This is a genomic window from Arthrobacter sp. R-11 (genome assembly GCF_049913155.1).
GTDB lineage: Bacteria > Actinomycetota > Actinomycetes > Actinomycetales > Micrococcaceae > Arthrobacter.
This window is the reverse complement of the sequence record NZ_CP183979.1, coordinates 135,549-156,041: the sequence shown is the minus strand read 5'-3', so window position 1 is coordinate 156,041 and position 20,493 is coordinate 135,549. Positions and strand designations below refer to the sequence as shown.

Annotated in this window: 24 protein-coding genes; 8 read left to right on the top strand and 16 right to left on the bottom strand. The window is 68.2% G+C overall.

Annotation, left to right across the window (positions count from 1 at the left end; all coding sequences use genetic code 11):
* Positions 1 to 28: 28 nt before the first annotated feature.
* The 5 genes from ACN9M4_RS00780 (at position 29) to ACN9M4_RS00760 (ending at position 3,775) form a co-directional block, all read left to right on the top strand.
* Positions 29 to 1,006 carry a WXG100 family type VII secretion target gene (locus ACN9M4_RS00780; RefSeq protein ID WP_426301437.1) on the top strand — a complete coding sequence of 326 codons (978 nt, stop codon included), beginning with the start codon at positions 29 to 31 and terminating at the stop codon, positions 1,004 to 1,006.
* Entirely contained in the window at positions 1,003 to 1,779 is a 777-nt protein-coding gene (locus ACN9M4_RS00775) for a hypothetical protein (RefSeq protein ID WP_426301435.1), read from the top strand. Before ACN9M4_RS00780 ends, ACN9M4_RS00775 begins: the two co-directional genes overlap by 4 nt.
* 35 nt (positions 1,780 to 1,814) lie before the next feature.
* Positions 1,815 to 2,477 carry a hypothetical protein gene (locus tag ACN9M4_RS00770; protein WP_426301433.1) on the top strand — a complete coding sequence of 221 codons (663 nt, stop codon included), beginning with the start codon at positions 1,815 to 1,817 and terminating at the stop codon, positions 2,475 to 2,477.
* Complete coding sequence (locus ACN9M4_RS00765) at positions 2,464 to 3,096, top strand: hypothetical protein (RefSeq protein WP_426301431.1); 633 nt, start codon at positions 2,464 to 2,466, stop codon at positions 3,094 to 3,096. Before ACN9M4_RS00770 ends, ACN9M4_RS00765 begins: the two co-directional genes overlap by 14 nt.
* Positions 3,097 to 3,175: 79 nt before the next feature.
* Complete coding sequence (locus ACN9M4_RS00760) at positions 3,176 to 3,775, top strand: hypothetical protein (protein WP_426301429.1); 600 nt, start codon at positions 3,176 to 3,178, stop codon at positions 3,773 to 3,775.
* A gap of 94 nt (positions 3,776 to 3,869) precedes the next feature.
* On the opposite strand, the gene ACN9M4_RS00755 is transcribed toward ACN9M4_RS00760, so the two are convergent.
* From ACN9M4_RS00755 to ACN9M4_RS00710, 10 genes are all read right to left on the bottom strand, one after another.
* Positions 3,870 to 4,445 (bottom strand): DUF3618 domain-containing protein, encoded by a 576-nt coding sequence (locus ACN9M4_RS00755; protein WP_426301427.1) that lies wholly within the window; start codon positions 4,443 to 4,445, stop codon positions 3,870 to 3,872.
* Positions 4,442 to 4,873, bottom strand: a complete 432-nt coding sequence (locus ACN9M4_RS00750; RefSeq protein ID WP_426301425.1) for a phage holin family protein — start codon at positions 4,871 to 4,873, stop codon at positions 4,442 to 4,444. Before ACN9M4_RS00750 ends, ACN9M4_RS00755 begins: the two co-directional genes overlap by 4 nt.
* Positions 4,870 to 5,715, bottom strand: a complete 846-nt coding sequence (locus tag ACN9M4_RS00745; RefSeq protein WP_426301423.1) for a hypothetical protein — start codon at positions 5,713 to 5,715, stop codon at positions 4,870 to 4,872. The genes ACN9M4_RS00750 and ACN9M4_RS00745 overlap by 4 nt, the downstream gene beginning before the upstream one ends.
* A gap of 114 nt (positions 5,716 to 5,829) precedes the next feature.
* Positions 5,830 to 6,525, bottom strand: a complete 696-nt coding sequence (locus ACN9M4_RS00740; RefSeq protein WP_426301422.1) for an SDR family oxidoreductase — start codon at positions 6,523 to 6,525, stop codon at positions 5,830 to 5,832.
* 44 nt (positions 6,526 to 6,569) lie between these two features.
* Entirely contained in the window at positions 6,570 to 8,018 is a 1,449-nt protein-coding gene (locus tag ACN9M4_RS00735; protein ID WP_426301420.1) for a PfkB family carbohydrate kinase, read from the bottom strand.
* The gene (locus ACN9M4_RS00730; protein ID WP_426301418.1) at positions 8,015 to 8,677 is read right to left on the bottom strand and encodes a D-sedoheptulose-7-phosphate isomerase; all 663 of its coding nucleotides are present in this window, start codon (positions 8,675 to 8,677) and stop codon (positions 8,015 to 8,017) included. The genes ACN9M4_RS00735 and ACN9M4_RS00730 overlap by 4 nt, the downstream gene beginning before the upstream one ends.
* Positions 8,674 to 9,942 (bottom strand): glycosyltransferase, encoded by a 1,269-nt coding sequence (locus ACN9M4_RS00725; protein ID WP_426301416.1) that lies wholly within the window; start codon positions 9,940 to 9,942, stop codon positions 8,674 to 8,676. The genes ACN9M4_RS00730 and ACN9M4_RS00725 overlap by 4 nt, the downstream gene beginning before the upstream one ends.
* Complete coding sequence (locus tag ACN9M4_RS00720) at positions 9,939 to 10,958, bottom strand: glycosyltransferase (RefSeq protein WP_426301414.1); 1,020 nt, start codon at positions 10,956 to 10,958, stop codon at positions 9,939 to 9,941. The genes ACN9M4_RS00725 and ACN9M4_RS00720 overlap by 4 nt, the downstream gene beginning before the upstream one ends.
* A complete protein-coding gene (locus ACN9M4_RS00715) occupies positions 10,955 to 12,037 on the bottom strand; it encodes a glycosyltransferase family 9 protein (RefSeq protein WP_426301412.1) in 1,083 nt (360 codons plus the stop codon). The genes ACN9M4_RS00720 and ACN9M4_RS00715 overlap by 4 nt, the downstream gene beginning before the upstream one ends.
* A complete protein-coding gene (locus tag ACN9M4_RS00710; protein ID WP_426301410.1) occupies positions 12,034 to 12,567 on the bottom strand; it encodes a D-glycero-alpha-D-manno-heptose-1,7-bisphosphate 7-phosphatase in 534 nt (177 codons plus the stop codon). The genes ACN9M4_RS00715 and ACN9M4_RS00710 overlap by 4 nt, the downstream gene beginning before the upstream one ends.
* Positions 12,568 to 12,654: 87 nt before the next feature.
* Here ACN9M4_RS00710 and ACN9M4_RS00705 point away from each other — a divergent pair, with 87 nt between their 5' ends.
* Positions 12,655 to 13,605, top strand: coding sequence for a glycosyltransferase family 9 protein (locus tag ACN9M4_RS00705; protein ID WP_426301408.1), 951 nt, complete (start codon positions 12,655 to 12,657; stop codon positions 13,603 to 13,605).
* Positions 13,606 to 13,616: 11 nt separating this feature from the next.
* On the opposite strand, the gene ACN9M4_RS00700 is transcribed toward ACN9M4_RS00705, so the two are convergent.
* Entirely contained in the window at positions 13,617 to 14,303 is a 687-nt protein-coding gene (locus tag ACN9M4_RS00700; protein WP_426301406.1) for a sigma-70 family RNA polymerase sigma factor, read from the bottom strand.
* 208 nt (positions 14,304 to 14,511) lie between these two features.
* On the opposite strand from ACN9M4_RS00700, the gene ACN9M4_RS00695 reads away from it, so the two are divergent.
* Positions 14,512 to 15,252: a GAF and ANTAR domain-containing protein gene (locus tag ACN9M4_RS00695; protein ID WP_426301404.1), complete on the top strand. Its 741-nt coding sequence runs from the start codon at positions 14,512 to 14,514 to the stop codon at positions 15,250 to 15,252.
* Positions 15,253 to 15,294: 42 nt separating this feature from the next.
* Here ACN9M4_RS00695 and ACN9M4_RS00690 read toward each other — a convergent pair whose 3' ends face one another.
* A complete protein-coding gene (locus ACN9M4_RS00690; protein WP_426301402.1) occupies positions 15,295 to 16,143 on the bottom strand; it encodes an HAD family hydrolase in 849 nt (282 codons plus the stop codon).
* 105 nt (positions 16,144 to 16,248) lie between these two features.
* A complete protein-coding gene (gene serS / locus ACN9M4_RS00685; RefSeq protein ID WP_426301400.1) occupies positions 16,249 to 17,529 on the bottom strand; it encodes a serine--tRNA ligase in 1,281 nt (426 codons plus the stop codon).
* A gap of 144 nt (positions 17,530 to 17,673) precedes the next feature.
* Here serS and ACN9M4_RS00680 point away from each other — a divergent pair, with 144 nt between their 5' ends.
* Positions 17,674 to 18,723: a diacylglycerol/lipid kinase family protein gene (locus tag ACN9M4_RS00680; RefSeq protein WP_426301398.1), complete on the top strand. Its 1,050-nt coding sequence runs from the start codon at positions 17,674 to 17,676 to the stop codon at positions 18,721 to 18,723.
* A gap of 76 nt (positions 18,724 to 18,799) precedes the next feature.
* Here the strand turns inward: ACN9M4_RS00680 and ACN9M4_RS00675 are convergent, their stop codons facing one another.
* The 3 genes from ACN9M4_RS00675 to ACN9M4_RS00665 form a co-directional block, all read right to left on the bottom strand.
* Positions 18,800 to 19,009, bottom strand: coding sequence for a hypothetical protein (locus tag ACN9M4_RS00675; protein ID WP_426301396.1), 210 nt, complete (start codon positions 19,007 to 19,009; stop codon positions 18,800 to 18,802).
* 91 nt (positions 19,010 to 19,100) lie between these two features.
* Entirely contained in the window at positions 19,101 to 20,078 is a 978-nt protein-coding gene (gene pheA / locus ACN9M4_RS00670) for a prephenate dehydratase (protein WP_426301394.1), read from the bottom strand.
* Between the two features lie 38 nt (positions 20,079 to 20,116).
* Complete coding sequence (locus ACN9M4_RS00665) at positions 20,117 to 20,443, bottom strand: rhodanese-like domain-containing protein (protein ID WP_426301392.1); 327 nt, start codon at positions 20,441 to 20,443, stop codon at positions 20,117 to 20,119.
* Between the last annotated feature and the right edge of the window lie 50 nt (positions 20,444 to 20,493).

Genomic DNA, 20,493 nt, shown 5'->3' with positions numbered 1-20,493 from the left:
AAAAACCACGGAGAACGGGGGAATCCGGATGGCGGGATTCTATGGAGCCGACGTCGCGCAGCTGCGGTCGCTGGCCGGAATCATGGGCAAGGCTGCAGACACAATTGCCTTGCAGGGCTCGCAGCTGACCCAGCTCATCAACTCCAGCACGGCCTGGAAAGGCCAGGACGCCGCCCACTTCAAGAGCGACTGGAACGGCAGGCACCGCCAAAGCCTCATCAAGGCCGCGTCAATGCTGCGCTCGGGCGCGAGCGAACTGAAAAAGAACGCCAACCAGCAGGAGTACGCCAGCCACAAGAGCGGCGAAAGCTCCGTGGGAGTCCTCATGGACGTGTATGACACCGCCTCCGGCGCCAAGGAGGTCGGCGCCCAGCTGTGGCAGGCATACAAGCTGGGGAAACTGGGGTGGCAGGAGTTCGCCAAGACGAAGGAAATCCTCACCGATTGGCGCGCCGGCGGCACCGTGCTCCGCGAGGCCCTCGATTCGCTGCGCAGCGGCGGCAAAATCACGGACGTCATCTCCGACCTCAAAGCGAACATCCCCTATAGCCAGGCCTTCCAGGACGCGTCCAAGTTCTCCAAGGGCCTGCGCATGGCCGGAGCGTTCGCGGCGCCCCTGAACATCGTGGGCGGCATCAGCGACATGATCAGCCCCGAGCATGACGGCTGGCGCGGCACCGGAGACCGGGTTGCCGGCGGCCTCTCCGTGGTGGGTGGCGTCGGCAGCATCATGCTCATGACCGCCGGCGGCGCGGCAATGCTGGGACCGATCGGCGCCCCGATCGTGGTCGGGGCGGGACTCGTTGCCGGCGCCTGGGCACTCGGCAACCTCGTGGCGGACAACTGGGATTCCATCAGCAACTTCGCCAGGAACCCCGGCAGCTATATCGCCGACGGGGCCCGGGAGGTGGCGGGGTTCGCCAAAGACGTTGGCACTAAGGTTGCAGACGGGGTCAGTAACGCGGCCAAATCAGTCGGTAAGTTCGTCGGAGGGATTTTCGGATGACTACAAACACGATCAATTGGACCGAGCGCGACGTCCGCTGCGCGGCTGCTGTCCTGGGCAAGGCGTCCGACGACGGCTTTGCCCTGCCCACGCTGACGGACGAGGAAGTCGTGGCCCTGGACGGCGTCCAGCGCGAGCAGATCGTCGCCCTGCCGTGGCTAACCGCCCAGGAGGCCAGCAAGGATGTCATGTGCGCGGTGGCGCTGCGTGGACTCCTGGCCAAGGAGCTTGTCTACCCTGTGATCTTTGAAGGCGAAACCGAGCCCACACGGCTGCACGCCACCGAGGACATCACCGGGGCGCTCACCTTGCGCCGCAGCGGGAGCACCGTCGTCTCCATTGAACGCACCGTCTCCACCGGCCGGCGCTGGCTTTACGCCTACGTTCACGCCGAGGGCGTCCTGGTGGAGGAAGTGGACGACGGCGGCCTCCACGGTTTCACCGTAGTCGCCCGCCGGTCGCTGGCGGACCGTCTGGCGGAGTTCGTCGATCCCGAGGGATCCGCTGCCCGCGACACCGAAGCCGTCTCCTACAGCGAGGCAGAATTCGAGGCCAGCGCGCCGACGGCCCTGGCCGACACGCGCGCCGCGAGCAACGTGGTTGCCTTCAGCTCCGACACCGAGGACTTCCCTACCGTCACCGTCTACACGGGCCCGGACTCCGTCCACCTGCTGACACCCACCACCCATGGCGACTCTGTCTCCTTGGAACTGCGGGAAGCCTCACGGCAGACACTGGCCGGGATCCTCGGCGGCCTCGCAGGCCTGTCCTAGCCACCCGCCCGTTTCCGACGTCCCGAAAGTCCCTCATGAGCACCAAGAAACACCCGCAGTCCACCGGCCTTGTCGACGCTTCCAACGGCCTGCCCGTGCGGCGCCACACCGAGACCGGCAGCTACTACGTGCGCAAGGCGGGCTGGCCCCACTTTTGGGGAAGGGTCCTCGATGCCTTGGTGGTCCTCGCCGTGGCCGGACTCCTGATAGTTGTCTTCAACAGCCTGGTACAGAACTACGCCCTGGGCTCGCTCTCCTACACGCTCGCCTCCAGCACGGGCGCGTTCTACGGGGTGGTAGCGGCGATCTGGTTCCTGGTGCTCTTCGGTTACGGCATGGTCTGCGGAGCCTTCGGCGGGCTGGGCGATGCTGCCTCCGGCATGCGGGGTGTCCGCATCACCGACGGCACCACTTCCGGCGCCTGGCTGGGCGGCTGGCGGGCTGTTTGCTGGTCCTTCGCCCCGCTCTACGTTGTCCTGACGATCGCCGCGGCGTTCAGCGGCAGCGGCGGCGACAGCTTCGAAGCCAAGTTCACGGCCATCGACCTGCGCTCCGGACTGGCCCGCGGCCAGTCCCCTGTCCCGGATCCGAAGGCCGCAGCCGAAGCCTCCGCCGAGTCCGAGGCAGCCGGCGCGGCCGAGGCCGAACGGCAGGGCCTGCCCAAGCTTTACGGCCGGCAGCCCGATGCACGGCCGTAGCTGGCTGGTCCGGCGCGCCGAGCGCAGGCTTGGCCACGAGCTCGGCCCGCTGCGCTTTGTGGCCATTTCCAGCAAGGTGTATTGGAAGGCGCTGCTGCCCTGCTTGGCCGTCGGATTTGCCTATGGCACCGTCGGCGAGTTCGTGACTCCCCGGTCCAGCCGCGAGCCGGGCCTCTTCACCGATCTTCCGATGTACGTGCTGGTCAGCGCGCTCACGGGCCTGGTGCTGTGGTCACTGACGCTGCTGATGAGTTTCCGCAAGCTGCTCGTTTTCGAGGGCGGCCTCGCGGCGCGTTTTGCGCAGAAACACACCACCCGGGTCTTCCGCTGGGCGGACATCGACGCCACAACAATCAAGGCCGTGACCACCGCGGAAGGCACCACCCCCTCCCGGATGCTCGCAGCGGGCAGGAAAGCGTCTCTCGGCGTTTCCGGAAGGAACGCCCTGGTCTTCCGCGCTTCCGGCGGGTTCTGGCTCTTTGAAAGCAAGGGCGAAACCGCCCCTCTCGTGCTGGCAATGCAGCGGGCGATGCTGGACGCCGGCGTGCCCGACGCCGCCCGCGTCGCGTCCCGGGCGCTGCCGCCTGCCGTCGTGAGTACCCGCACGAGCCTGGACTGACACTCGCCCGATCCAGCCCGGTGACGCTGTGTTTCCCCGCGTTTGCCGCGCAACTACCTGCCGGTAGGCTGTGATCCACATGTTCACGCTGACCATCAATCAACGCGACAGTCGCAACGACGGCGACCTCGTGCCGCAGCTACTGAAGGAGCTGCGGCACATTCCGGCGCGGCTGGACTTCGATCGCTCCGTAGAGGACGAGGTCCAGGGAATCGTGGACTGCCCGCACCAGGCGGTGGAGGTCGCGTTGATCGCCCTCCGCGGCGGACACTGGTACGTGGGGATCGGCGTCGGACCGGTGAACGAGCCGCTGCCCAACCAGATCAAGGACGCCTCCGGGCACGGGCTGGTCTATGCGCGGCGCGCCGTTGACCGGCTGCGCAGCGGCAAGGACCGGGTGACCGTGGCGGTCGAGGGGCCAGTGGCCGCGCTGGCGGCCGAATCCGAGGCCGTGCTGCGCCTGCTGGGACACGTTGTGCAGCACCGCACCGCCGCCGAATGGCGGGTACTGGATCTCCTGACGCCTGGAGTCCGGGGCCAGCAGAAAGCCGTGGCCGAGGAACTTGGCATCACCACGCAGGCCGTCAGCAAGGCCCTGGCCCGGGCCCAATGGATCGAGGAACACGCTGCCCGCCCGGCCGCGGCGAGGTTGCTCTCGCTCATCCTCGAGGTGCGCTGAGGCGCCCCGCGCTATGCTCCCGCACGCTCCCGCGGCTGAGTCGCAGCCTTGCCATCGGGAGGGCTAACGGCGGCTGCGACTCAGGGGCAGGGTCTCAGTGATCGCCGAGGTTGTCCTTGGCGGCGGAGGCGCGGTCCTGGACATCGGCAGCTGCGGCCTGGCCCTCGTCCTTGACGTTGGCGGCAGCCTCCATGGCACTGTCCTTGACGTTCTGCACAGCGTCCTGTGCCGGTTCCTTGAGGTGCTCGGCGACGTCCTGCGCGGCACGACCCAGCTCTTCGGTCAGCGGTTGTGCCGCTTCCTTTACCGCTTGGGCTGCCTCGCGTTCCTTCTCCGACGGCGGGATCAGGGCTGACACCAGCAGGCCGGCGCCGAAAGCGATCAGGCCCGCGGCAACGGGGCTGCCCTGAGCCTTCCGCGTAATCATCCGGGGCGCGTCGCCGATTTCGGAGACGACCCCGGAAACGGCGTCTTGGGCGTGATGGGCGGCGTCGGCCGCTGCATGCTGGACGTCGTCGCGGGCACCGAAGACGGCGGTCCTGATCCTGTCCACGCGCCTGTTGACGATGTGCGACGGCGTGACCTTGTCCGCCACGGCATCGACGTTCGTACTGAGCCGCCTGCGAGTTTCTTCGATGTCGGCGCGCAGGGCGTCCGGGTTCTGGGTCATCGTGTCTCCTCGGTATTCGGTTTGAAGGTTGGAGGTATTTCCTTGACTGTCTCCGCGGTGCGCGGCATGCCGTTAATGGTCTTCAGTTCCCTGCGGCCCATGCTGGCGAGCACGGCCGCAACGATGCCCCAAACGACTGCCACCACGACGGCGGACCAGCCCGGCGTGATGAGCTGGCCAAGGGCCCACCACACGGCGAGCGAAAGGAACAGCACGGCGAGGTGCCCGGCCCAGGCGGCCCCCGCAAGCATCCCGGCGCCCCTTCCGGCCTTGGTGGCTGATTCCTTGAGCTCCGCCTTGGCCAGCTCCACTTCCTGGCGCATCAGCACGGAGACGTCACGCGTCAGGTCACTCAGCAGCTCTCCAAGCGGCATGGTTTCCGCCTTGATGTGGGCTTCGGTGGGAGGCAGGTCCGCGGGACTGCTCATCGGGGACCTCCGTATTCCGGGCTGTCCGGGTCAAGGGATCCCGCGAGCGGGTCACCATGGGCCTTGACCCTGCCGGCGTCCGCTGTGCCGTACGGAGTTCCGTACCCGGCAGTGGTGGTTTCGGGCCCCGGCAGATCCACAGGGGGCGGCGGCACGGCGCCGCCTGCGCTTGGGTAATAGCCGGCATCCGGGTTGGCAGCCATGGTGTCCACGGAATCAGCCGATGCGTTCTCCGCCATGCCACGGCCGAGCCGTCCTACGAGCACGCCCGCGCCTGCAGCCAGCAGGAGGAACGCGCCGGGCCTGCGGCGTGCAAAGCTCTTCACCTCGTCCAGGAGTGATCCCGGATCCCGGTTTTCCAGCCATGCGGCCACGGAGGAAGAACGCTGGGCTGCCTGCCGGACCAGGTCCGTGGCCACGCCGCCGTCCTGGGAGGCCTTGGCCATGGTGGACAGCTCGTCGGAGATGGACCACAGGCCTTCGGCCACGCGCTGCTGCTGGATTGCAGCTTGTTCCGCCAGTTCGCCTTTGGTCTGCGTGAGCAGCTGCCGGGCATTCATCCTGACATCCTGGGCCACATGCGAGGCCTCGGTCTTCGCAACGTCAACCACGCCGCCGGCGGCATTCTTGGCCGCCTCCGCGACGCCGGCAGCTTCCTGTTTGGCGGTTTCCACAGGGCGGGCAGGGGAGTCTGCTCCGGCTTGGTAACCGGGGGCGGCAGAGTCCGTCTCCATTTCAATTGGCGTGTCCACGTAGCTTCCGGAGTAAGGTCCGGTCCCAGCGGGGACACCTGTCTGTGGCGCCGCGAAGCTTCCGTCCTGCGGCGATTGGCTCTCAGTCATTGTCGCTCTCTTTCCACAGTTGGCAGGCTGCGGACAGCAGCCGGGATAGTAAGCATGATTACTATCAATGGGTTTGTACCCCTTCGTCGTGGCTTCAACCGCACTTCGGGGACTTTATGGCCACGATCCTTCTTCCGCCGGGCAGATCAGCAGTTCGCGGACCTCGCTGCCTATGGGCTGGGACAGCGCGAACACCACCGCGTGTGCCACATTGACGGGATCGTTGAGCTTGGAGTCGTCCTGCGGCTTGTACTGGTCATCGCGTTCGTCGAAGAAGTGCGTCTTCATGCCTCCCGGGATGATGGTGGTGACGCCGATAACTCCCCCGGTTTCCGCAGCCAGCGCCCGGCTGAACCCGATCACGCCGAACTTCGAGGCGCAGTACGCCGTGGCGTCCGGAAATGCACGGAGGCCGAGCGTGGACGCGATGGTGATGGCACGGCCGCGGGATTCCTTGAGGTACGGTAGCGCGGCGCGCACTACGGAGACGGTGCCCAGCAGATTTACTGAGATGACTTTTTCCCAGTCCTCCGCGGGGACGTCGCCCAGTTTGCCGCAGCGGTCGATGCCGGCTGCCGTCACCACGCCATCGAGGCCTCCGAGGATTTCGGCTGCCTCCTTGACTGCTCCTTCCACGGCGTCCCGGTCGGAAACGTCCACCTGCAATGCCTTCGCGCCGCTCACGTTGCTAATGTCGCGGTCGAAGACGAAGGGCGTCCCTCCGGCGTCGAGGATGACTTCGACGATCGCGGCGCCCAGGCCGGAGCCACCTCCGGTCACGATGACGCGGCCGGGTGCTTGCTTTTTCATGCCGTTCCTTTCCTTGCTTGGTCCTTCATTCCGAAAGGGTGGATTCAGCCGACTTTGGCGAGTGCTTCAGCCAAGCCACTGGTGGATCGCGCGGGGTGGAACGGCACGGTGAGGCATCGTCCTCCCCAGCCGGCCAAAAGGCGGGTCTCCGGCAGTTCTTCGGGTCCGTAGTCGCCGCCCTTGACCCAGATGTGGGGCCGGAGCTTTTCCAGGCAGGCCTCCGGGGTGTCCTCGTCGAAGACGACGACGGCGTCCACGCAGGACAACGCAAGCAGCAGTTCGGCGCGGTCCTCCATGCTCACGATCGGCCGGTGCGGCCCCTTGAGCCGGCGAACGGATCGGTCGGAATTCAGGCAAACGATGAGGCAATCGCCCATGCTCCGGGCGATGGCCAGGGTGCGGGCGTGGCCGGCGTGCAGGAGGTCGAAGCAGCCGCCGGTCGCGACGACCGTTCCGCCGGCGGCGCGAACCGCCCTGGCGAGCCGGACGCCGTCGGCAGCGGCGCCGTCGGCAGCGACGCGGTCGGGAGCGGCGCCGTCGGCAGCGGCGCCGTCGGCAGCGACGCGGTCGGGAGCAGCGCCCTCCGGCCCGGTACCCGTCCCGCCTGCCTCCATCACGAGGGACGCCGCTCCCCCCTCAGCCAGGAACAGGGAGGCGTCCCCCACGGCCCGGGCGGCCGCGTCCGGAAGGTCCATTCCGAGCCCCAGGTACACGGCCAGGCTGCCCGCCAAGCGGTCACCGGCCCCGCAGGGATCGCTTACCGGAGTCGCCGGCGCAGGGATGCTGACGGCATCCCGTTTCCCATCGACGAGCACTGCCCCCGCTTCGCCCCGGGTGACCAGGACGGCGTCGCACCCCCAGCGTTCCAGCAGCCGCTTCCCGGCCTTCGCGGCATCGGCCCCGGCAGGATCCGCTCCGGCCGTTTTCACCAAGCCGATCGCCTCGGCGAGGTTGGGCGTCGCGACGGCGGTCCCCGGCACCGGCTCCGAACCGGCCGGGTGGGGGTCCCACACCACCGGGACCCGGCGGGCCGCGCCACCCAGCGCCGCCCGGATGTCCGCGTTGAAGGTGATGCCCCGCCCGTAGTCGGCCACCACAATGGCTTCCGCCGAATCAACAGCGGCAAGCATTTGGGCGGTGGCAGCCGGTGCGGGGGCGGGCGCGCACCCTTCATCGAAGCGGACCATCGGGTGGGACCCGATCCGGACCCTGGTCTTGGTGGGCGTGGGGGCGAGCGGGGGTCCGGCGAGCAGCTCCACACCGGCCAGCGCCCGCCTCAGGTGGCGCGCGCCGTCGTCGTCCGACAGCGCGGTGACCAGGGCGACGTCGTGGCCATCCCGCATCAGGAGCGTGGCGACGAGCCCCGCGCCGCCGGCCCGACGCCGGATCCCGGCGACGTCGACCACCGGAACCGGCGCGTCCGGGCTGAGCCGGGTGGCGGTGCCGTTGATGTCGACGTCCAGGAGAAGGTCACCTACCACCGTCACTTTCATGGCCGGACCCACCGGGCTGTGCCGGGTAGCGCGCCGGACCGCCGGGCGACCTCCGCATCAAAGGCGCGGCACACCGCATGGACGGCGATCAGGTGCCCTTCCTGGGCGTTGGCGGCGATAGCGTCGATCGTCACGGCCTCCTCGCAGGCCTCGGACAGCGGGTTGGGTCCCGGGCCGGTGAGTGCCCACGTGGCGATGCCGCCTTCATTGGCAGCGCGGACGGCTTTAAGGAGGTTGGGGCTCCGCCCGCTCGTGGACAGCAGGATGAGGACGTCCCCGGCCCGGCCGTGCGCCCTGACCTGGCGCGCGAACACTTCCTCGTATCCGTAATCATTGGAGACTGCGGTCAGCGCGGAGGTCTCGGCGTGGAGTGAAATGGCCGAAAAGGGCGCCCTCTCGGCGTCGAACCGGCCGACGAGTTCGGCCGTCAGGTGCTGGGCTTCTGCCGCCGAGCCGCCGTTGCCGGCGGCCAGCAGCCGTTGCCCGGCCAGGAGCCGGACCGCGAGTTCGGTTCCCCACCCCGACAAACGGCCAGCCTGCGAACGCAGGGATTCGAGGGCCGGGATGACGTTGTCCAAGTGGGTGGACACCTCGGCATCCGGGACGGCGCCGGGCGCGCCGGGCGCGGCGGGGGTGGCGGGGGCCTTGATGATGGTCATCTTGCCGTTCCTTCCAGGGGTTCGAGGCGTTCGGCCGCCTGCCGCGGCAGTCCGGCGGCGAGGACGGACCAGTACGCCTTCTCGGTGTCGGCCGCGACGCGGTCCCATGAGTAGCGGGAGCGGGCGCGCCGGGTTCCGGCGCGCCCCATGTCGGCGCGGAGCGCAGGATCGGCGAGGAGCCGCGCCACGGCGTCGGCGATCGCTTGCGGATCGCGGGGCGGGACATGCAGGCCCGTCTTCTGGTCGACGACGGTCTCCCGCAGCCCTCCGACGGCGGCCGCCACCACCGGCACGCCGCAGGCCATGGCCTCCAGGGGGACGATGCCGAACGGTTCATACCAGGGGGCACAAACCACGGCGTCGGCGCTGCGGAAGATGCCTGGCATGGCATCACGGGGAACCTGGCCGCGCATGGTCACCTGGTCTTCCACGCCGAGCTCCTTGGCCAGCAAGCGGAGCCGCCGGGCTTCCGGGTCGTCCTCGAGGGACAGCGCGTCGCCTGAACCGCCGACGATCAGGAGTTCGACGTCGTGGAAACCGGCCTGTGCGAGCAGCGGGAGCGCTTGGATCACCAGGTCCACGCCCTTGCGCGGCACCAGGCGCCCGACGCTCAGGATGCGGTGGCGCCGGGGTTTGGCCTCGGCGTCGGCCACGGCGCCAAAGAGTGCCAGGTCCACGCCGCACGGGGCGATTGACACCTTGGACTTGCCGATTCCCAGCGCCTTGAGTTCGAAGACCTCGTCAGGGCAGGTGGCGATGACCCAATCTGCCGTGCGACCGACCCAGGGTTCCAGCCAGGCCCTCGCCGCCGGGCTGGTGTCGGCCGCGCCTTGGTGCTTGCGCTTGACGGACCCCAGGGCGTGGAAGGTTTGGACCACCGGAACCGGGTCCGCCGCACGGACCCTCCGGGCGGCCTGGATGGCAGCGAGGCCGGACATCCAGAAGTGCGCGTGGACAAGGTCCGGAACATTGCCCGCCCAGTCCGCGCCGATGCCTTCCGCGAGCGCACCCATGAAGGGCAGCAGGCTGTCCTTGGGGATGTGGCGTGCGGGGCCGGCGTCCACGTGGACAACCGTGAGTCCTGGAGCCACGTGCACCTTTGCAGGAAGGTCCGGATCGTCGCGACGCGTGTATACGGTGACGTGGTGGCCGCGGTTGGCGAGGCTCGAAGAGAGTGCTGCGACATGGACGTTCTGGCCGCCCGCGTCCACGCCGCCCAGCGCAGCCAAGGGGCTGGCATGTTCGGAAACCATGGAGATCTTCATCGGTGTGTCCTCTCTGAAGGCTGGCGGTGTTGCCTGCGGCCCGTGCCGAGCTCGGCCAGGAGTTCGTCCCAGGCGTTGAGGAACCTCCCCAGGCCATAGCGGTCCAGCGCCGCCTCCCGGGCCACCAGCCCCATGGCGTAGGCATCGTCCGGGTCGGCGAGGAGCCGGCGCGCGAAAGCCTGCAGTTCGTCGACGTCGTTGGAAACCAGTCCGGCGCCCCGTGGCACCGCACGGTGCGCCTCCGTGGTGCCAAGCGCCACGACGGGCATGCCCAGGTGCATCGCCTCCAGGAGGGCAAGCCCCAAGGATGTCCAGCGGAAGGGGTGCAGGTAGAGCCGGCAGCGGGCAAGTTCACGGTGGAGCTGCGGGGCCGGAACGTCCCCTACGACGCGGAGTCGTTCCCCGCTGCGCTCCCAGCCGCCGAGGTCCAAGGCCGCGGGCAAAGCCTCCGTCCCGATTCCGAACAGGCGCAGCGGCCCCGCGCCGGCAAAACCGGGCAGCAGGTCCGTGCCCGTCACCCGGCCGCGCCTCAGGGGCTCGTTCACCACCACGCCCATCTCTTCGCGTTCGCCGGTGTAGAGCCGTCCGGGGTCGGGGATGCCGTGCTCTATCACCTTGGTGCGGGCCGAGCCGGTGTCCCAGAGCAGCCGGTTGAAATGGGTCACGTGGACCACGGGAATGGTGTGCTGCTCCGCCATCGGGTGCCGCGTGCACGGGACGCCGACCTTGGGGGTGTTGTGCTCCAGGTAGACGGCCGGCAGGTCGAGTCCGGGCCGGCGCCCGAGGGCCCGGGCCACGGCCGTGATCTCCCCGGGCCGCTGCAGGACCACCACGTCCACGCTGTCCGGATCGATGGTTGCGAGGTCTATCTCCTGCGCGGTGGCCGGCCACTCACGGCCGCCGCGCCCCAAACCCCAGGGGCCGCCGTCGGGCTCCACCGGGAGGAGGTATTCATGCTGTCCCCTGACGAATGCTTCCATCCATCCGCCATGGACATGCCACACCAGGATTCTCATGGATTCCGCACCTTCCGTCGGGTGGCCAGGGAGGAGACGCCGCCCAGCAGGCGCGTCACGGCCTCCAGGACCTGTTCGGGAGTCACTGAACTCAGGCAAGGGTGCCCGGGGATGGGACACTTCCGTGCCCGGGTGTCCTTGCAGCCTGCTTCCTGGTCGCCCAGCAATTCCAGCGGCACCCCGTATGGCGCCCACCGGATGGCCGGGACCACCGGTGCGAAGAGGCACACCACGGGCGTCCCGACGGCTGCGGCGAGATGCGCAGGCCCCGTATTGCCGGTGACCACGACGGCGGCCCCGTCCAGTACCGCTGCGAGCGTGCGCAGGCTGGTTCTGCCGCCCAGGTTGCGGGCGGAAGGTCCTGCCACTGTCGCCGTGAGGGAGGCTTCGGCCGGACTTCCGGTGACGACTACGCGGTGGCCGTGGGCTTCGAGGAGTTCCACTGCGGCTGCGTGATGGAACGCCGGCCAGGCCCTCGCCGGGGCGGCCGCGCCGGGGTGGACCACGACGTAGGGGCCGTCGTCGGACAGCTCCCTGGCAAGATCGTCGGACGTCGGCGTGACGCGGAGCCTGCCGTCGTCGCGGTCCGGAAGCTCGAAACCGGCAGCCTGCGCGATGGCCAGGGCGCGGGCCGTTTCGGCTTGATCTTCGGGAAAGTCTTCGCCGGGCGTGAGCCGGACATCCAACAAGGACCCCGCGAAATCCGTGGAGGCCCCCGTGATCCGTTGGACATCGGCCAGGCGCAGGAGCATCGCCAGCGGGAGCGGCGACTGGTGGAAGGAGGTGAGGATCACGGCTTCCTCAATCCGGGAACTGCGGACAAAATCAACCAGGCTGTTCGCCACCCCGGCGGTGACCTCCGGCGGCGGGTTCACGATCCAGGGGCAGGACCACGTGTGGACTTCCTTGACGCCGGGGAGCATCTCCGCGGCGGCTGTTCCTTCCGGCCCGCAGAGCAGCACGACGTCGTTGGGACGACTGCCGTCCGGCCTGCTTCCGTTGGCGACGGCGCGCACGGCCGGCCCCGAAACGAGCACGTCGCCCATGCTGTCCAGCCGGGCCACCAGGACGCGGCTCATGCGAGGCCGCCCAGCAGCAGCCCTACGGCGTGCCAAAGATCCTTGGCCACCACGTCCGCGGCCTCGATTTCCTCCTGGCGCGTCAGCGCGGTGGGGACCATGACGGCACGGGCACCGGCCGCCTTGGCGGCGCCAAGGTCCGCCCCGATGTCGCCGATCACCGCCGCTTCCGAGGGTTCGATGCCCAAAGCCCGGCAGGCGCCCAGGATCATCCCGGGTGCAGGCTTGCGGCACGCGCAGCGGTCCTCCATGGCGTGCGGGCACACCTGCCACACATCGAACGGGCCCAAGATCTCATCCACGCGCCGGTTGACGGCATGCACTTGGTCGAGCGTCAACAGGCCCCGGGCAACGCCCGACTGGTTGCTGACCACACCTGTGGCCAGCCCGGCCCGGCGTGCCCGCGCCACAGCCGGGAGGGCACTGCCCATGGGCCGCACCAGTCGCGGGTCGCCGTTATACGGCACGTTAATGACGAGCGTCCCATCGCGGTCGAACAGCACCGCTTTCAACGTTCCGGTTCCTCCCATACCCGCAACGTTCCCCACTTCGCAGCGCGCTAAACACAGCGGCGGCGAGAAAGTTCCGTGGGGCTAGACTCCTACCGGGAGGCCCCCTTGGAAACTGTCGAAGACCACGGACAACCGGTTCTGCTGGTGCTTCGCGCGCTGAAACTCGGCGACCTTCTGGTTGCCGTTCCCGCGCTGCGCGGCCTGAAGCGTGCCTTTCCCGGGCACCGCATCCTCTACGCCGCGCCTGCCTGGGTGGCCGAGGCGGTGGAGCTCGTCGGCGGCCTCCACCTCCTGCCGACGCCGGGCCTCGACGCCCCCTTGGCCATCCCTCCGGGTGTGGTCGATGTGGCAGTGAACCTGCACGGGAACGGACCCGGAAGCCGGCAACGCCTCGCGGAGCTGGACGCCAGGCGGATCCTCGCGCACCGCGGTCCCGGCATTGACGGCCCCGAGTGGACCACCGGAATCCCGGAACGCGAGCGGTGGACGCGGCTCCTCGCGTGGCACGGGATCGATGCCGACCCCTTGGACTACCGCCTGGACCCGCCTGCCGCCCCCTCTCCGCGGCCGGGCGCCACGGTCATCCACGTCGGCGCGTCCTCCGGCAGCAGGTTCTGGCCCGTCGAACGGTTCGCCGAAGTGGCCGCTGAGCTGACGAGGGCCGGGCACGAAGTGGTATTCACCGGCGGCGTTTCCGAGCGTGGACGCGCCGAGGAGGCTGCCGCTCTGGCCAAGCTCAAGGGAGCAGACCTCGACGGCGGCGTGCTGGCCGGGCGGCTGGGGCTGGCCGGGTTTGCGGCCACCATCGCCGAGGCCCGGCTGGTGGTGTCGGCCGATACCGGTGCCGCGCACCTGGCCTCCGCGTATGCGCGGCCGTCGGTGGTCCTCTTCGGGCCCGCGCCCGCGGAAGAATGGGGTCCGCCGCCGGGGCCGCACGTGGTACTGACGGACGCCGGGCTCCGGCGCGGCGACGTTTTCACATCCGATCCGGATCCCGCGCTCCTGGCCGTCAGCGTGCGGGATGTCCTGCGCGCGGTGGAGGGGCTTGGCGCCTGAGCACCTCGAAGCTAGAGGACAGCGCCGTCGCGGAGGCGGGCTTCCCCGTCGTCGAGCAGTTGGGTCTGGAGCGCAACCAGTATCTTGGAGAGCTTCCGGGAGACCTGCATCTGGGACATCCCCAGCGCCTCGGCGATGGCGGACTGCGTCTCTTCCAAGTAGTAGCGCCGGTACAACAAACGGCGGTCACCGGCGGAGAGGCTTCGGATCGCGTTCCGCAGGGCAAGAATGTCCTCGAGGCGGTCGCCGGGACTTTCCGCGGACACAATACCGTGGAGGCAATCCCGCTCGTCGGCCGCGGGGACGTCCAGCGAATCGGGCCGCTTGCTGGTGCCGGCCAGCAGGGCTTCGCGCACTTGGCAGGAATCCATGCGCAAGTCTGCCGCGACTTCCTCCGGTGACGGGGTGCGCCGCAAAGCCTGGGTCATTTCCTCGGTTCGGGCCAGCACCTGGCGCCGCATGTCCTGGACGGAACGCGGCGGCCGCACCACCCAGGTGTGGTCCCGGAGGTATCTCTTCACCTCACCGGCAATCGTCGGAGCGGCGTAGGCCGGAAAACTGACGCCCTTGGACTCGTCGTAGGCACGCGCCGCCTTGATCAACCCCATGTATGCGACTTGGCGGACATCTTCGAGGTCGTGGGCGTGGGCCGAATACCGGGAGGCGATCGACTTCGCAAGATTCAGGTGATCCAACACCAAACCATCCCGGAAGCTCTGCCTTATGGTACTTTCGGGGGACGGCAATGACCGGGCTTGTTGCATCTGGCTGCACCCTTGGCTTTACGCGTAAGAAGGGTGAGCCGGTGGCAAGACTCCCTAAAAGATAAGCATACTTATCAATGGCTTTCAAGGGGTTGTTGGGTCTAGGCTCGAAGGGTAGCTTCAGTCTGGATCGGAGATCCACATGCAAGACCAGCAAGCCCCCGATGCGCAGCTAGTCGCCGCCGACATCCAGGATCTCCTTCTCGATACCCCCGACGTCGAAGCGTTCCTTACCGAGCTGGCGCGCCACTCGGCAGCCATGCTCAGTTCCCCCGGCGCCAGGGTCTTCTGCGGGGTCACTGTGCTTCGCCATCGTTCTGCCGCGACCGTGGCCAGCAGTGACGAGCGTGCCCTGATGCTCGATGAATTGCAATATCAGTTCGCAGAAGGGCCCTGCCTCACCGCCGCCTCGAAGGGAGTCCAGGTCCACATCCCCGATCTTGAGAGGGACAACACCTGGCCCGAGTACACCGAGGTGGCCGCCAGGAACGGCATCCGCTCTGTGTTGGCCCTGCCGTTCGACCTCCCCGACGATACCGCCAAGGCCGGCCTGAACCTTTACTCCGAAACCGTAAACGGCTTTGACCAGGCAGCGGTACAACGGGCAAGCGACTACGTGCAACAAGCGTCAAAAGGACTCCGCCTGGCCGTCCTCATTGCGCAGCAAAGCCAAACCGCGGCAAACCTTCGGGCCGCGATGACATCCCGGACCGTCATCGACGTCGCAACCGGCATCATCATCGCCCAGAACCGGTGCAGCCAGGCTGAAGCCATGGAGATCCTCAAGAAGGCTTCAAGCAACCGGAACGTCAAGCTGCGCGACGTAGCCCAGGCCATTGTCGACTCGGCCGGCGGCGGCCCCGTCGCAACCCATTTCACGTAGCCTCGCTCCGGGCAGCTTCGGCAGGGTCCGGCGAACCGGCCGTCAGCGAAGGAGGCTGCGCAGTACCTTGGCGGCGCCGTCGTCGTACACGGACGCGGTGACCTCGTCCGCGGCGGCGATCACTTCCTCCGGCGCCTGGCCCATGGCCACGCCGCGGCCCGCCCATTCGAGCATCTCGATGTCGTTGCGGCCGTCGCCGACGGCCAGCGTGTGGCTGCGGTGGGTGCCGAGCCGGCGGCGGAGCTGCTCCAGGGCGCTGGCCTTGGTGACACCGGCGGCGGCGATGTCCAGCCAGGCGGTCCAGCCCACGGAGTAGGTGACCCCCGCAAGCCCGATGTGCCGGATGGCGGAGGAAAACTCCTCCGGCGTGTTCTCGCTGCTGAAGACGACGACGCGGACGGCGGTCGCATCCAGCATGGTCTGGAAATCGACGCCGACGGCCTCGACGCCGAAACTGGCGTCCTGGAATCGTTCGGTCGAGAGGAAGTTGCCTTCTTCGTCCTCCAGCGCGTACTTCGCGGAAGGAAGCCGTTCGCGGAGGGCCTTGAGGGCCGGAGCGGGATCGAAGGTGGCCTTGTGGATGATCTCGTATCCGGCGTCCAAGGCCGGGTCCAGGCGCAGGGTCACGCCGCCGTTGCAGCACACCGCGTAGCCGCGTTCCAGGCCGATCTGTTCGATCACCGGCAGGGTGGCGTTCAGCGAACGGCCGGTGGCGATGAGGACGTCGTGGCCGTCCGCGACCACGCCCCGTGCGGCCTCGCGGACGCCGGGCGACATGTGGCCGTCGTGGTCCACCAAGGTGCCGTCAACATCCAGGGCGATCATGAGCTTGTGGTTTGGGTTCCGCTGGTCATCGATGCCAGCGACTGAAGAGTCAGTCAAAATAGTCATGGTCCTTAGTGTCGCAGAGCCCCCTGACAGCCACTAGGACCGTCACCACAGCAGAGGGTGAATTCACCGTGAAGACTTGGCGGCGCCGGGTCAGGACGCCGGAAGCTACAGGACCGGGAGAACCTCGAGGCCGCCCAAGTACTTCTGCAGCGCCTTGGGCACGCTGACCGAACCGTCCGGGTTCTGGTGGTGCTCCAGGATGGCCACGATCCAGCGGGTGGTCGCAAGGGTGCCGTTCAGGGTGGCGACCGAGCGGGTGCCCTTGGGCGTGCCGTCCTCGGTGAAAGCCCGTTCGCGCACGTTCAGGCGGCGCGCCTGGAAGGTGGTGCAGTTGGAAGTGGAGGTGAGCTCGCGGTAGGCCTGCTGCGTGGGAACCCAGGCTTCGCAGTCGAACTTGCGGGCCGCGGACATGCCGAGGTCGCCGGCGGCAGTGTCGATCACGCGGTAGGGCAGCTCGCACTTGGCCAGCATTTCCTCTTCCCAGGCGAGGAGGCGTTCGTGCTCGGCCTCGGCCTCTTCCACTGTGGTGTAGATGAACATCTCCACCTTGTTGAACTGGTGGACGCGGATGATGCCGCGGGTGTCCTTGCCGTGCGAACCAGCCTCGCGGCGGTAGCAGGAGCTCTGGCCGGCGTAGCGGATGGGGCCGCCGGAGAGGTCCAGGATCTCGTCCGCATGGTAGCCGGCCAGGGCCACCTCGGAGGTGCCCACAAGATAAAGGTCGTCCTCGGCGAGACGGTAGATCTCGGCGTCGTGCTTCACATCGAAACCAGTGCCCTGCATGGTCTCCGGACGCACCAGGGTGGGGGTGATCATCGGGACGAAGCCTGCCTCGATCGCCTGGTCCATGGCCATCTGCAGGAGCGCCATTTCGAGGCGGGCACCCACGCCGCGAAGGAAGTAGAAGCGTGCGCCGGAAACCTTGGCGCCGCGTTCCATGTCGATCGCGCCGATGAGCTCGCCGATTTCCAGGTGGTCCTTCGGCTCGAAGTCCGGGAATTCGCGCGGGGTGCCGACCGTCTTGACCACCACGAAGTCGTCCTCGCCGCCTGCGGGCACGCCGTCGACGATGAGGTTGGGAATGATGCGCAGGAGTTCGTCGTGCTTGGCCTGGGCGGCGTCGGCATCAGCCGAGGCAGCCTTCACAGCGTTGGCGAGTTCCTTGACCTCGGCCAGCAGGGCCCGCTTCTCCTCGCCCTTGGCCTGGGCGACCTTCTTGCCGAAGGCGTTCTGCTCGGCGCGCAGGGTCTCGAAGTGGATCAGCGCGGCGCGGCGTTCCGCATCGGCGGAGACGATCGCATCCACCAGGGACTCGTCCGCTCCGCGGGCGCGCTGGCTGGCGCGGAACTTGTCCGGGTTTTCGCTGAGGTCTTTTACGTCGATCACCTGACAAGGGTATCGAATAGCGGGCACCCTCCGTGGTCATTGCGCTGTGCCGCCCCTTCTGCCTGCCAGGTTGCACGACGGCGGTGGCCGGCCCGCCGTCGAGCGGTCCGGAAGGGCGGCGCGCCGGGATAGTCTTGGAGCATCATGGGCGACTGGATCCTTTACGCGGTTCTCGCTGGGGGCATGCTGGTTTTCCTTGTCTCCAGCTGGTGGGGTGCGCGCCGACTCAAGGCCAGGCACAGCAGGAGCGCCGTCCGCGGCGAATCACACAAGGCCATGCCCGGCGCACAGCGGGTGGTCGTGGTTCTGAACCCGGTGAAGAGCCGTTCGCAGGAGGCCCGCCGGGAGATCCTGGACGCCTGCCAGCTGGCAGGTTGGGACGAGCCCCTCTTCCTCGAAACCACTGCCGACGACCCCGGCCATGCCCAGGCCCGCGCGGCGCTGGACTATGGGGCCGACGTCGTCCTGGTGGGAGGCGGCGACGGCACCGTGCGGGTGGTGGCCGAGGCCCTCGCCGGGACCACCACCGCGATGGGACTGGTTCCGCTGGGGACCGGGAACCTGCTGGCCCGCAACATCGACCTGGACGTCGGCGACCTCCGCGGCAGCATCCACACGGCGTTGTTCGGCCACCAGCGCTACATCGACACCGCCCGGATGGGCATCACCAACAGCCTCACCGGCGAATCCTCCGAACACGTCTTCCTGGTCATCGCGGGCATGGGCTTGGACGCCGAGGTGGTGGGCGACACGAACGCGGGTCTCAAGAAGGCCGTGGGCTGGCTTGCATATACCGAGGCCGGGGTGCGGCACCTGCCCGGGCGGCGGAAGCGCGTCAGCATCTCCCTGGATGGCGAACCCGAACAATCCCGGAAAATCCGCAGCGTGCTGTTCGCCAATTGCGGGCTGATCCCTGGCGGCATCGATTTCATTCCCGAGGCGATGATCGACGACGGCATGCTGGACGTGGTGGTCATGAGCCCGCGCAGCGCCATCGGCTGGCTGGCGATGTACGCCAAGGTGCTGTTCAAGCACAACAGGAACCTGCCGGTGATGAATTTCTACCGTTCAGGCAAGGTGGTGATCCGCAGTTCCGAGCCGATGGCTACACAGCTTGACGGCGATCCCGCCGGCGTGGCGACCGAGGTCACCGTCGAGGTGGATGCGCGGTCGCTGCTGGTTCGCGTCCGCTAGCGCCGCGTAGGTCCCTTCCCAACACTCGCAAGCTCGCGTCGGGTCCCTCGGGACGACGCTTGGACCGTGACGGCGCTTAGCTTGCGTCCTTCTGGGCCTTGGCCTCGGCCGCGGCCTTTGCCGCAGCCCGGGCCTCCGATTGCTCGCGGATCATGGCCTGCTCTTCTTCAAAGCGCAGGCGATCGGCGCGGTCGGCGTCGTCCCCGTCCCAGTCCTGGTTTTCCACTGTCGGCTTCGGGTTGACAATCATTCCCTGGCCGCCGGCGTCGCTGTTCTTGTCTGTCATGGCCCGCTCCCTCCGTTTGGGGCATGGTCCATCCGTTGTGGATCAGGCAAGCATACGCACTGTTCTTACCCGGCGGTAGGGGGCCGCCCGGTCAAATAACCGGCGCAGCCTCGGGGCCCGGAACCACGCCGGGGGCACCGGCCAGGATGCCGTTTACCCAGGCGTGGGCAGCGGCAAACGCGGCGTCCGAAGTGTGCGGAACAACCGGGGTCTTCTCCTGGTCGGCACGGGCATAGGAGCCGAGGAAACGGGTGGCGGGGCTGATCCGGTGCAGGCCGGCCAGGGCGTCAGCCACGCGGGCGTCCTCAGCGTGGCCGTCGGCGTCGATGCTGAAGAAGTAGTGCCCCAGGTACTGGCCGGTGGGGCGGGATTCGATGCGGCTGAGGTTCACTCCCCTCGAGGCGAACTGGTCCAGAATCTCCATGAGGGCACCGGGCCGGTCCTCGGGCAGCGGGACCACCACGGTGGTCTTGTCCGCGCCGGTGCGGGGCGTGAGCGGACCCGGGCGGCACACGAGGACGAAACGGGTCACCGCACCGGGGTTGTCGCCGATGTTCTCGGCCAGGATGTTCAGGCCGGGGCGTTCGGCTGCCACGAGCGGCGCGCAGATGGCGGCGTCGTAGTGCCGTTCGTCTTCGAGGAGTCCGACGGCGGCAGCGGCCGTCGATGAACCCGGAACATATTCCGCGTTCGGGATGTTTTCCTCGATCCAGAGGCGGCACTGGGCCCAGGCGTGACCGTGCGTGGAGATCCGCCGGATGTCCTCGATCCGCACGCCGGGGCGGGCCACCAGCACGAAGGTGATGGGAACCACTGCTTCCCGCACGATCCGCAGCTCGGGGCCGGTGGCGATGGCATCGAGCGTTGCCGTGACGCCGCCTTCGACCGAGTTCTCGATCGGCACCATCGCGGCGTCAGCTTCGCCCTGGCGCACCCGCTCCAGGGCGGTGTTCACACTGGAACACGGCACCCTGCTGGCTTCGGCCGCGCCGGGAACCTGCAGCAGGGCCGCCTCGGTGAAAGTGCCCTCCGGGCCCAGGAAGGTGTAGCGCAGCTCGGATGCCGACATCGAATATTCCTTAGTAGTTATGTGCTGGCTGACGGGCGTCAGAGGACCACGGGCTTCAGGCCGTTGTCCGAAACCATCGGCCGGCCCGCTTCGAACCACATGTCCATGCCGCCGGCGACATTGGTGGCGCAGTAGCCCTGGCCTACCAGCCACTGGGCGGCCCGCATGGAACGGCCGCCGGTGCGGCAGATGATGAAGAGATCCTCGTCGGCGTCCAGCTCGTCCAGGCGCTCCGGCAACTGGTCAAGCGGGATGTGCAACGCGCCGGCCACATGGCCTGCCGCCCACTCGTACTCCTCCCGCACGTCCAGGATGCTTGCGCCTTCCGGGACTTCGCTTGCCGGGATTGTTTCGAAATCGCTCATCGGTCCTAACACTCCTCTTCGACTCCTTCCAGCTTACGGCCCGGGACCCC